Annotated in this window: 15 protein-coding genes; 9 read left to right on the top strand and 6 right to left on the bottom strand. The window is 64.6% G+C overall.

What is annotated here, in order from left to right:
- Positions 1-215 precede the first annotated feature (215 nt).
- From CV770_RS39450 to ychF, 3 genes are read left to right on the top strand one after another with little or no spacing between them, the layout of a single operon-like run.
- Positions 216-926 (top strand): 50S ribosomal protein L25/general stress protein Ctc, encoded by a 711-nt coding sequence (locus CV770_RS39450; protein ID WP_091958509.1) that lies wholly within the window; start codon positions 216-218, stop codon positions 924-926.
- Positions 927-984: 58 nt separating this feature from the next.
- A complete protein-coding gene (pth, locus tag CV770_RS39445) occupies positions 985-1,590 on the top strand; it encodes an aminoacyl-tRNA hydrolase (protein WP_104466152.1) in 606 nt (201 codons plus the stop codon).
- Between the two features lie 5 nt (positions 1,591-1,595).
- Entirely contained in the window at positions 1,596-2,693 is a 1,098-nt protein-coding gene (gene ychF, locus CV770_RS39440; RefSeq protein WP_104466151.1) for a redox-regulated ATPase YchF, read from the top strand.
- A 144-nt stretch (positions 2,694-2,837) separates the two neighbouring features.
- On the opposite strand, the gene CV770_RS39435 is transcribed toward ychF, so the two are convergent.
- A complete protein-coding gene (locus CV770_RS39435; RefSeq protein ID WP_091958499.1) occupies positions 2,838-3,134 on the bottom strand; it encodes a DUF4282 domain-containing protein in 297 nt (98 codons plus the stop codon).
- Positions 3,135-3,301: 167 nt separating this feature from the next.
- Here CV770_RS39435 and CV770_RS39430 point away from each other — a divergent pair, with 167 nt between their 5' ends.
- The 3 genes from CV770_RS39430 to CV770_RS42990 all read left to right on the top strand — a co-directional run bounded on the left by CV770_RS39430 (position 3,302) and on the right by CV770_RS42990 (position 4,581).
- Positions 3,302-3,754 carry a MaoC family dehydratase gene (locus CV770_RS39430; RefSeq protein ID WP_104466150.1) on the top strand — a complete coding sequence of 151 codons (453 nt, stop codon included), beginning with the start codon at positions 3,302-3,304 and terminating at the stop codon, positions 3,752-3,754.
- The gene (locus tag CV770_RS39425; RefSeq protein WP_091958490.1) at positions 3,754-4,236 is read left to right on the top strand and encodes a MaoC family dehydratase; all 483 of its coding nucleotides are present in this window, start codon (positions 3,754-3,756) and stop codon (positions 4,234-4,236) included. Before CV770_RS39430 ends, CV770_RS39425 begins: the two co-directional genes overlap by 1 nt.
- A 198-nt stretch (positions 4,237-4,434) precedes the next feature.
- A complete protein-coding gene (locus CV770_RS42990) occupies positions 4,435-4,581 on the top strand; it encodes a hypothetical protein (RefSeq protein ID WP_018318322.1) in 147 nt (48 codons plus the stop codon).
- 39 nt (positions 4,582-4,620) lie between these two features.
- On the opposite strand, the gene CV770_RS42985 is transcribed toward CV770_RS42990, so the two are convergent.
- From CV770_RS42985 to CV770_RS39405, 5 genes are all read right to left on the bottom strand, one after another.
- Positions 4,621-4,758, bottom strand: coding sequence for a hypothetical protein (locus CV770_RS42985; RefSeq protein ID WP_201760245.1), 138 nt, complete (start codon positions 4,756-4,758; stop codon positions 4,621-4,623).
- A gap of 312 nt (positions 4,759-5,070) precedes the next feature.
- On the bottom strand, positions 5,071-5,493 hold the full coding sequence (locus tag CV770_RS39420) for a hypothetical protein (protein WP_091958487.1): 423 nt from the start codon (positions 5,491-5,493) through the stop codon (positions 5,071-5,073).
- A gap of 325 nt (positions 5,494-5,818) precedes the next feature.
- Complete coding sequence (locus CV770_RS39415; RefSeq protein ID WP_201760244.1) at positions 5,819-6,730, bottom strand: hypothetical protein; 912 nt, start codon at positions 6,728-6,730, stop codon at positions 5,819-5,821.
- Positions 6,731-7,001: 271 nt separating this feature from the next.
- Positions 7,002-7,442 (bottom strand): nuclear transport factor 2 family protein, encoded by a 441-nt coding sequence (locus tag CV770_RS39410; protein ID WP_104466148.1) that lies wholly within the window; start codon positions 7,440-7,442, stop codon positions 7,002-7,004.
- Positions 7,443-7,675: 233 nt separating this feature from the next.
- Positions 7,676-8,122, bottom strand: coding sequence for a nuclear transport factor 2 family protein (locus CV770_RS39405; protein WP_104466147.1), 447 nt, complete (start codon positions 8,120-8,122; stop codon positions 7,676-7,678).
- A 297-nt stretch (positions 8,123-8,419) separates the two neighbouring features.
- Here CV770_RS39405 and CV770_RS39400 point away from each other — a divergent pair, with 297 nt between their 5' ends.
- The 3 genes from CV770_RS39400 (at position 8,420) to CV770_RS39390 (ending at position 9,443) form a co-directional block, all read left to right on the top strand.
- Positions 8,420-8,665 carry a hypothetical protein gene (locus tag CV770_RS39400; protein ID WP_104466146.1) on the top strand — a complete coding sequence of 82 codons (246 nt, stop codon included), beginning with the start codon at positions 8,420-8,422 and terminating at the stop codon, positions 8,663-8,665.
- Between the two features lie 96 nt (positions 8,666-8,761).
- Complete coding sequence (locus CV770_RS39395; RefSeq protein ID WP_091958475.1) at positions 8,762-8,941, top strand: hypothetical protein; 180 nt, start codon at positions 8,762-8,764, stop codon at positions 8,939-8,941.
- Positions 8,942-9,056: 115 nt separating this feature from the next.
- Entirely contained in the window at positions 9,057-9,443 is a 387-nt protein-coding gene (locus tag CV770_RS39390) for a hypothetical protein (RefSeq protein ID WP_104466145.1), read from the top strand.
- Positions 9,444-9,579 lie beyond the last annotated feature (136 nt).

The following is a 9,579-nucleotide window of genomic DNA, read 5'->3' as shown; positions in this document are numbered from 1 at the left end:
GATCACCCCACCCCGTCTCACACTTCGCTGCGCTCAATGTGAGCCGACCCTCCCCCTCCAGGGGAGGGTGTCCGCCCATTCTCCTTGTCATTTCCGCATCTTCCGGGTAAAAGCCCGCCAGTTCGTGGCCCCCGCACCCCTGGAGGCTTGCTGCGAACGATGCCATGGGCCGCGCTGCGGCCCATTAACTTTTGCAAAAACAAGGACTTAACGACATGGCGACGACCGTCAAGGAATTGAAGGCGACCGCACGTCCGAAGAGCGGCAAGGGGGCCGCCCGGGCTGAGCGTCGCGCCGGGAGAGTGCCCGGAGTGATCTATGGTAACAACCAGCCCCCGCTCCCGATCTCGGTTGACGATCGCGAACTGCGCCAGCGCATCCTCGCCGGCCGGTTCCTGACCACGCTGGTCGACGTCGAACTGGACGGCAAGAAGCACCGCGTGATTCCGCGCGATTACCACCTCGATCCGGTCAAGGACTTCCCGATCCATGTCGACTTCATGCGGCTCGGCGAAGGCGCCACCATCCGCATCAGCGTTCCCCTGCACGTCGTGAAGTCGGAAGCCTCCCCGGGCGTGAAGCGCGGCGGCACCGTCAACATCGTCGCCCACGCGATCGAGCTCGAATGCGGTGTCGAGAGCATCCCGCAGTACATCGAGGCCGACGTTGGCGCGCTGGAAATCGGTCACTCCTTGCATCTGTCCGACGTCAAGCTGCCGAGCGGCGTGAAGGCGCTGACCCGCGAGGACGCAACCCTCGTCACCATCGTGCCGCCGTCCGGCTACGCCGAAGAGCAGAAGGCCGCGGCTGCGGCTGCAGCTCCTGGCGCTGCTGCGGCTGCTCCGGCGGCTGGCGCTGCGGCTCCGGCTGCTGCTGCTCCGGCGGCTGCTGCCAAGGCTCCCGCCGGCGGCGACAAGAAGAAGTAATCTCTCAAAGCTGGCGCGCGGTCCCTGACCGCGTGCCGAGCGAGGGGCGCGCCGCGTCATGCGACTCTTTGTTGGGCTCGGCAATCCCGGCGCTAAATACGCACGTAACCGGCACAATATCGGCTTCATGGCCGTCGACGAGATCGCGCGGCGTCATGGTTTCGCACCATGGCGCCGTCGTTTTCAGGGCGAGACCTCGGAAGGCACGCTCGGCACTGAGCGTGTGATCCTGCTCAAGCCCACGACCTACATGAACGATTCCGGCCGCGCCGTGCAGGAAGCCGCAAGCTTCTTCAAGATCGCCATGGGCGACGTCACCGCGTTCCACGACGAGCTCGAACTGCCGCCGGGCAAGGTGCGGGTGAAGATCGGCGGCGGTATCGCCGGCCATAACGGCCTGCGCTCGATCTCGGCGCATATCGGCAACGACTATCGCCGGGTGCGACTCGGCATCGGTCATCCCGGCGTCAAGGAACTGGTGCACGGCCACGTGCTGTCGGACTTCGCCAAGGCCGACAACGACTGGGTGACGACGCTGTGCGAGGCGGTGGCCGAGCACGCAGGCCTGGTCGCCAAGGGCACGGATGCAACCTTCGCCAACAGGGTGCATCTCGCCATGCAGGCGAAGGGATTTTTGACCAAGGACGAGAACGGCAAGGAATAACGCTCGTGGGATTTAAATGCGGAATCGTCGGGTTGCCCAATGTCGGCAAGTCGACCTTGTTCAATGCGCTGACCGAGACGGCCGCGGCGCAAGCCGCGAACTATCCGTTCTGCACCATCGAGCCGAATGTCGGCGAGGTCGCCGTGCCCGATCCGCGGCTCGACAAGCTCGCGGCGATCGCCAAGTCGGGACAGATCATCCCGACCCGGCTGACCTTCGTCGACATCGCTGGCCTCGTCCGCGGCGCCTCCAAGGGCGAGGGCCTCGGCAACCAGTTCCTCGCCAACATCCGCGAGGTCGACGCCATCGCGCATGTCGTGCGCTGCTTTGAGGATTCCGACATCACCCATGTCGAGGGCAAGATCGCCCCGCTCGCCGACATCGAGACCATTGAGACCGAGCTGATGCTCGCCGATCTCGACAGCCTCGAGAAGCGCGTCGACAACCTCGCCAAGAAGGCCAAGGGCAACGACAAGGACGCCAAGGAGCAGCTCGACCTCGTCAACCGCACCCTGGTGCTGCTGCGTGAAGGCAAGCCCGCGCGCCTCGTCGAGCGCAAGGCGGAGGAGGAGCGCGCCTTCGGCATGCTCGGCCTGCTGTCGTCCAAGCCCGTGCTCTATGTCTGCAACGTCGAGGAAGGCTCGGCCGCGACCGGCAATGCGTTCTCCCAGGCGGTGCAGGAGCAGGCCGCCAAGGAAGGCGCGGTCGCCGTCGTCATCTCCGCCAAGATCGAATCCGAGATCGCCACCATTTCGCGTGAAGAGCGCGCCGACTTCCTGGAGACGCTGGGTCTAGAGGAAGCCGGCCTCGATCGCCTGATCCGCGCCGGCTACACGCTGCTCGACCTCATCACCTACTTCACGGTGGGCCCGAAGGAAGCGCGCGCCTGGACCATCTACCGCGGCACCAAGGCGCCGGGCGCGGCGGGCGTGATCCATACCGACTTCGAGAAGGGCTTTATCCGCGCAGAGACGATTGCGTATGAGGACTATGTCGGGCTCGGCGGCGAAGCCGGCGCGCGCGATGCCGGCAAGCTCCGCCTCGAAGGCAAGGAATACGTCGTCGCCGACGGCGACGTGATGCATTTCAGGTTTAATACGTAAGCCGCGAACATCGGTGCCTTAGGGTGGGTTAGCCCCGCAGATACGCGAAGCGTATTTGCGCAGCGTAATCCACCTCTTCTGCTTCCGCGGAGATAGACAGTGGTGGGTTACGCCTGCGGCTAACCCACCCTACGGCACCTGCGCTCACTTCATCCCGCTGCCCTGGTCGCGGATGGCGCCCAGATGCTCGTTAATGCGGAAGACGATCAGGATCAGCTCCGCGGCGATGCGCGAGAACACGATTCCGACGACGACGCTGGCGATCGACGACAGCAGCACCAGGAAGCCGCCGAATGGGCTGATCGCCATCGCAGCCAGGCCGGAGAAGATGCCGGAGAGGCCGAACAGGCAGATCAGCGCGATCACCAGCCAGTAGAAGGTCTTGATGATCGTCGGCGTGATGAAGCGGTCCCACTGAAACAGATCGCTGAATGAAAACATTGCTCTCCCCAGGGCATCGGGCCTTGGTAATGGATCTTTGGCCCTCGGTTGATCCGACTCAAGACCAACGCCGCCACCCCGTATGTAGCACGAGCCATGCGGGCCGGCGGGTTGAGATTGCCGCAAAGTGCGGCCACAATCTGTCATTTCCGCTAGCCAATCCCAAGATGACCCTGACCTTCGAAGATTTCCCGCCCGGCCGGTTCGGAACATTCGGCCCGCGCCACGTCACCCGCGACGAGATTCTGGCCTTCGCGGCCGAGTTCGATCCGCAGCCGATGCATCTGGACGAGGAGGCCGCAGCCAAGAGCATGCTGCGTGGTCTGTCCGGCTCAGGCTGGCACCTCTGCTCGCTGATGATGCGGATGATGGCCGACGGTTTTATTACCCGCGCCGCGTCGCTGGGGTCTCCCGGCGTCGACGAGGTGCGCTGGCTCTCGCCGCTCCGGCCCGGCGACGATCTCACGCTCGACGTCGACGTGCTGGAGGCCCGCACCTCGAAGAGCCGCCCCGAGCTCGGCATCGTCAAGTTCAAATGCACCGTGCGCAATGCCCAGGGCCAGGCGCTTGGCGAGATGACCTCGCCGATCCTGATCAAGCGGCGCAAGGGGGCGATCTGATGCGGTTCTTCGACGACATCGAGATCGGCCAGCGCCGCGAGATCGGCACCTATACGTTCACGGCCGAGGCCATCAAGAATTTCGCCGCGAAATTCGATCCGCAGCGCTTTCATCTCGACGAAGAGGAGGGCAAGAACTCGCTGTTCGGCGGGCTCGCCGCCTCGGGCTGGCATGTCGGCTCGGCCTGCATGAGCCTGCTTGTCGCCGACGGCCAGCGCCTGGCGCGCGAGGCCGTATCGCGCGGTGAGGAGGTTGCGGTGTGGGGGCCTTCGCCGGGCTTTCGCGATCTGCGCTGGATCAGGCCGGTGCTTGCCGGCGACACCGTCGCTTACGTCAACGTCGTCACCGACAAGCGCACCTCGGCCTCGCGCCCCGGCTGGGGCATCCTGACCGCCCGCACCACCGGCACCAACCAGCGCGGCGAGGACGTCTATTCCATCACCGCCAGCGCCTTCGTGCCGATGCGCGCGAAAGAGCGTTAGATCTGTTCCAAGATGAACGTTCCAAATGAGTGCGCGAGTGTTGCCCGCGCGCTATGGACGCGATTCCGGGCGGCTGCCATAAGCCTGCGCAACATGGTTACCGCGAAGCAGTTTGGCGGAACCAGTGAGTTGCTAACTAATTATGAACCTGTCGCTGTCTAATTGAAACGAATTGGGCAGAGACAGGGGACGAGGACCATGGCTGATCGCGGCGCACTCAAGTTTGTTGGATTTATCTTCGCTACCGCGACGCTGGCCGTGATGCTGGTCGCCGGCATGGTGGTGAAGGGCTATGCCGATGGCGCCTACACCCTGGAAGCCTCGGCCGTCGACGCGAGCCGGTAAGAATCTGTTAAGTTTTCGGGGCCGGAAAACGGTCCCGCCTCAGCGGCTATAGACGAACGCCAGCACCGCGACCGCAACCATCAGCAATCCGACAAAGCGCAGCATGATCGTGCCGAGCTGATTTTGCGCGGGCCGCAGCGATATCGGGTCCGTGTTGTCGGGCCGAATGCTTTCCATGAGATGTCCCCCGGCCCGGCCGCAAGAGAAGCGGGCGCTTGGCATTGGTCGTTGGGAAACGGCGGAGGGTTCAAAGGCGTGGTGGCGTTGCGGCTAGCCAAGCCCTCCGCTGTCATGCCCCGGCTTGACCGGGGCATCCAGTACGCCGCGGCCTCTCGGATCAATCACTGGCTTCTCTGGAATACTGGATCGCCCGGTCAAGCCGGGCGATGACACCATTCGTTGGGAACGTGTGCGTCCTCATCACTCCCAGAATCAAAACCGCCGCGCTCCTTGCGGAACGCGGCGGCCGGTGATGCGTAGTTTCAGCGATCAGCTATTGCGCAGGCCGTCGGCGGCGCGCTTCCACTGCGAGACGTTGTCGGCGATCATCCGCGTCGACTTCATCGCGGCCTGGCTGAGCTGGGCATAGCCGGAGATCTCGCGCTGGACGCGCTGGCCCTCGGCATGCAGCAGGTCGCGCAGGCTCTCGAGTTCCGAGATCAGATTCTCGATCTCGGCGAGCGAGGTGCCGGCGACGCGCTGGATCAGCGAGTTGACGTTGGTGACGGTGGCCTCCGCGCTCGGATCGAGCGGGGCCGCGTCGGTGGTCGTCGCCGCCGGACGGCGCAGATAGGCGATGTCGTTGCGGACGAAGTCGCGGATGCCGGCTTCGACTTCCGTGACAGCAGCGAGGTTGGTGTCGACCGTCTCGGTCTCGGCGGCTTCGGTCTTTTCCGGACGCATGGCGTTCATCGTTATTCCCCTGTTCGCGTTGAGCGCAGCGCGAGTGTCCCCCGCACGACGACGTCTGTGAGGCAGCCCGCATCAGGGCGCCGGAATTGGGCCGCAAATGGGCCGAGATGCGGCAAGGGCGGACCATTCGGGGGTTTTGCCGTGGCGTATGGTTAGGAGAGTGTGAACGTCGCTGCGGCAGCGACCGTTCCAGCTCCTCATGGTGAGGAGCGTGAAGCGCGTCTCGAACCATGCAGGCCCCGCTGCCGCAACGGGGACCTCGATCCTTCGAGACGCACTCCTTCGGAGCGCTCCTCAGGATGAGGGGAGAGAGCGGCGCGTCGGCCTACCAGCTCTTCTTGAAACCCGCGGTCACGCTCTTGTTGATCGCGCCTTGCGAGGTCTCGCCGACCGAGCCGGAGACGGTGACGTTGTCGAACAGCTTCTGCTCGGCGCCGACCTTGCGCAGCCATTTGTCGTCGGTGGTCGACAGCGTCTGGCCGGCGGTAACGCTGGTGCCGGTGTCGGTGAGGGTGACCTTGGCGGTCTGGTCGGTCTCGTAATTGCGGGTGATGTGGCCGCCGATGCCAGGGACCGCACCCGTGCCCTGCTGGTTGACGCTGTAGCCGTTCTGCAGCGTCAGCGAGGTGTCGCCGGACAGCGGCACCGATTTGGTCAGCGAGGCCCCGAGCTTGCTGTGTTCCGAGCCGGGATCGACGCGGGCTTCCACCGCGGTCTTGTCCCAGATCACTCCAGCGCCGGGCGCGGTCGCGGTCGCCCAGGCGCTGCCGGAGGATTGCGGCAGGTTGCCGCCATTGGTGGCCTTTTGCGCCAGCAGCTCGGACATCGTCCGCGGCTCGCTGGTCACCGTCATATCGGCGCCGATCCGCGTATCCCAGAACGAGAACACGGATTGCTTCACCGTCACCGCCGAGGAGCCGTTCGCATTGGCGTTCGACGACCAGTCGAGGCCGTCCTTTGCGGCGGCCTGGGCGCGCTTCTTGGCGGCGATGGGGTCAATGCCGGTGCCGGCATCGACCGCGAGCTGGCTCCAGTCGAGCTTGTCGACGTCGATGCCTTTGAGCACGTCGGGGTCGTTGACGTCGGGGGCCTCTGCCGTCTCGGTCTCGGCCTCGTCGGACGCGGGTGGGGAGAAGGGCGGAATGATCTGCGCCGAAACCGTCAGCACGGAGCCCAAGATGAACGCGGCCGCCAGCACCGGCAGCCTGGCCCAGCCGAAACCTGTCGAGAATTCCATCGTCCTGCCCGCCAACCCCAGCGCATGTTGTCCGCCAATATAAGACGGTCCTTGGTGATGACCATGCGCCATTCGGTCTGCCTGCATCAATGCGGATTTATCGTTGCGAAATTGTGGCAACTCGCGTGGGGACGCGAACCAACGGGCCGCGCGAAAGGCGCGCGCCCGACGACGAGCTTCCGGCACGACGGCATCCGGCGGGGCTGGAGGCCAGGACGTCGCGTCAGGCATTGTCATCGGTCCCGAACAGCGGGGCCCGTTGGCGTCCCCCTCAGCCGACGCTGGCCATCTTCGGCAGATGAATGGCGCGGCCGAGTGCCTGCTCGACGAGGTCGAAGGTGTCGATCAGGACGCGCATGCTGGTGAGCTTGCCCGCCCTGAACTGGGCGAACTGCGCGACCCGCAAGCTGATCGGCTTGTTGGAATCCAGTGCCGTCAGCGAATAACGCAGCATCGAGGCGGCGGAATCGACGCCCAGCATGATGCTCTCGCGGTCGAAGCGGCGGACCTGGAAATTGTCGGCGAGCTGGCAGATGACGTCGAGCACGGCGTCCTTGCCCTGGCGCGCGCCGAGAAACGGAAACATGTCGATCGGGCCGTAGAGCGCCCATTCGACGTCCTCGTCGATCAGGGCCTCGATGTCCTCGAAATGCCGGTCGTTGATCGCGCGGTGCAACGCGCGCGAGAAACGCCAGAGGCTGTGCTCTGTCATTTTGGGCAGTCCTGAAGCTGGCTTTGCGAAAGAAAAACGGAAAACGACCCCAGGCGCAGTCAGGCGGTGGGGCTCAACTCATTTGTATACGAATAAAATACCCGATTTCGGCCAAAACGCAATTCACGTTTTCGCAATGCACAATTGATGGCGATATGTGAGATTTGCAATAGAACCCCGTAATCTTCCGGGTCCCGGCGGCTCGCGTGCGGGTTCCAGCGGCGAGAGGAGGATCAGTCCACCCGCGCCCCCAAGATCAGCGGCCCGATCTCGCGCTCCAGCACCTGCTGCACCAGATCGTAGGAATCGATGATCTCTCGGATCTCCGCCACCAGCCCGCCGCGGAAGGTGTAGAACACGGCCATGTCGAATTGCACGATGCGGCCGTTGCTGCGCTTCCTGAAATAGGCCTGCATGTAGATCGCGACCGCCTCGGCCTCGGCCAGGATATGCGGCGCCTTGTAGCGGATCTCTGAATAGCGCGACCAGACCGTTTGCCACAGCTCACGCAGCTCGGCCTTGCCGTGGCGCGGCACCATGTGCGGCAGCACGTCGATGGGCGCATGAGTGAGGAAGTCGACGTCGTCGGTGCAGCACGCCAGCGCGGCCTCGATATCGCCGCGCGCAAAGGCGTCGAGCAGATGCAGCACGCGCTGCCTGTTCAGCGATTCGACCGTCATGCAGCACCTGCCTTCACCACCCGCGGATTGCGACGCTGTCGCGCGACACGCTCGCCCATCCAATCCACGAAACACAGGGTGATTGTCGTTATGACGCGCGAGCGCAATGCCCGGTTCATGGGGGTGCAATTAAAGGTTGCGCGCGTCTGCGCATGCAAGAATTCGGGCGGGTTTTCGCGTGCCGCGATGACGCCGTGTGCACATCGGCGGGCGCGGTTTGCCATGCGCTGCGCGCGGGGAACCCGCGGCTATCCGCACTCGTTGAGATGCCGACATCGCATCCGGAGACATCAATCCATGAAAGCCCCGCTTCTCGCCGTCGCCGCCGCGCTCCTGATCTGCGGCGCGACCTCCGCCGCCAACGCCAAGGGCTGCATCAAGGGCGCCGTCGTCGGCGGCGTCGCCGGCCACTATGCCGGCCATCACGGCGTGCTCGGCGCAGCCGCCGGCTGCATCTACGGCCGCCATCATGCGAAGGAGCAGGAAAGGCAGCAGCAGCAGCAGCAGCAGCAGAGCCAGGTGAACGGACAGGGGAAGCTGTAGAGGCACGGAAAACTTCGCGCCCACCGTCTTCTGTCCGGCATGCCTCGATGGTAAGTTCCAATCGCTAACGCTGAGGTTGAGTCGGGCGAGGGGACGATGGACGCCGGGAAGTTCTTTTGGGGCGTCGTCCTCACAATCCTGTTCCTGTGCCTCCTCGTTGCTTTCATCAGAAGCGTGTTCCGCTCGCGGGGCGTCAAATACAATTGGCTCGGCGTGTTACTGTCGTTCTCGACGATCGGCCTCGCCATCTACCTGGTATTTTTCCGCCAGCTCTGAGGTCCTTCGCCCCGCCCGCTGCTTTGGGCGGGGCCGCCGCACCGCGTGACCCACCTCACATCACTCCGCTCCCGACGCGACTAACGTAATCCGCATGTCAACAGGGAGACGTGCCATGGCCGCTATCGCCACCGCCAGAAAGTCCCGCCTGCACAACGCGCTCGAAGGCCTCGCGCTGACCGCGATCCTCCAGAGCTTCCCGACCTTCGCCGCCGCCACGTTCCTGCTCAAGCTCGTCGGCAACCACGACCTCGTCGGCGACCCCGGCGTCGCCATCTTCGTCGCCATCGCCTCGCTCGCCCACGCCATGCTCGCCGTGACCCTCGGCCCGAGCTTCCCCGCCTTCTTCAAGACCGTCTACGAACCAAAGTTCTTCGAAGCCCATCTGTCGCTGTCCGACAAGATCACGGCCTGGCGCACCCAGCCGGTCGCCTCGCTCCAGCTCGTGACCATCGTGCTGCTGCTGTCGGTGATGGCCGTGGTGACGGCGAGCGTGGGGTGAGGGGGAAAAGATATCTCCGCTGGTCATTCCAGGGCGCCGCAATTTTTCCGCCGAAGTTCGAAGAGTGAAGGCGGAAGCGGCGAGCCCGGTGCGGATGCGCCGCCCTACCTCTTCTTCCACCCACCCCGTCGCCCCG

Source organism: Bradyrhizobium sp. AC87j1, assembly GCF_002936975.1.
GTDB classification, from domain to species: domain Bacteria; phylum Pseudomonadota; class Alphaproteobacteria; order Rhizobiales; family Xanthobacteraceae; genus Bradyrhizobium; species Bradyrhizobium shewense.
This window is presented reverse-complemented; position numbering and strand designations above follow the sequence as displayed.

What these genes read in the sequence shown, in the direction of transcription:
- CV770_RS39450 (WP_091958509.1), top strand. Translation starts at nt 216, where the DNA reads ATGGCGACGACCGTCAAGGAATTGAAGGCGACCGCACGTCCGAAGAGC.
- CV770_RS39400 (WP_104466146.1), top strand. Translation starts at nt 8,420, where the DNA reads ATGAAAGCCCCGCTTCTCGCCGTCGCCGCCGCGCTCCTGATCTGCGGC.
- CV770_RS39390 (WP_104466145.1), top strand. Translation starts at nt 9,057, where the DNA reads ATGGCCGCTATCGCCACCGCCAGAAAGTCCCGCCTGCACAACGCGCTC.
- pth (WP_104466152.1), top strand. Translation starts at nt 985, where the DNA reads ATGCGACTCTTTGTTGGGCTCGGCAATCCCGGCGCTAAATACGCACGT.
- CV770_RS42990 (WP_018318322.1), top strand. Translation starts at nt 4,435, where the DNA reads ATGGCTGATCGCGGCGCACTCAAGTTTGTTGGATTTATCTTCGCTACC.
- CV770_RS39415 (WP_201760244.1), bottom strand. Translation starts at nt 6,730, where the DNA reads ATGGAATTCTCGACAGGTTTCGGCTGGGCCAGGCTGCCGGTGCTGGCG.
- CV770_RS39425 (WP_091958490.1), top strand. Translation starts at nt 3,754, where the DNA reads ATGCGGTTCTTCGACGACATCGAGATCGGCCAGCGCCGCGAGATCGGC.
- CV770_RS39435 (WP_091958499.1), bottom strand. Translation starts at nt 3,134, where the DNA reads ATGTTTTCATTCAGCGATCTGTTTCAGTGGGACCGCTTCATCACGCCG.
- CV770_RS39395 (WP_091958475.1), top strand. Translation starts at nt 8,762, where the DNA reads ATGGACGCCGGGAAGTTCTTTTGGGGCGTCGTCCTCACAATCCTGTTC.
- CV770_RS39410 (WP_104466148.1), bottom strand. Translation starts at nt 7,442, where the DNA reads ATGACAGAGCACAGCCTCTGGCGTTTCTCGCGCGCGTTGCACCGCGCG.
- CV770_RS39405 (WP_104466147.1), bottom strand. Translation starts at nt 8,122, where the DNA reads ATGACGGTCGAATCGCTGAACAGGCAGCGCGTGCTGCATCTGCTCGAC.
- CV770_RS39420 (WP_091958487.1), bottom strand. Translation starts at nt 5,493, where the DNA reads ATGAACGCCATGCGTCCGGAAAAGACCGAAGCCGCCGAGACCGAGACG.
- CV770_RS42985 (WP_201760245.1), bottom strand. Translation starts at nt 4,758, where the DNA reads ATGGAAAGCATTCGGCCCGACAACACGGACCCGATATCGCTGCGGCCC.
- CV770_RS39430 (WP_104466150.1), top strand. Translation starts at nt 3,302, where the DNA reads ATGACCCTGACCTTCGAAGATTTCCCGCCCGGCCGGTTCGGAACATTC.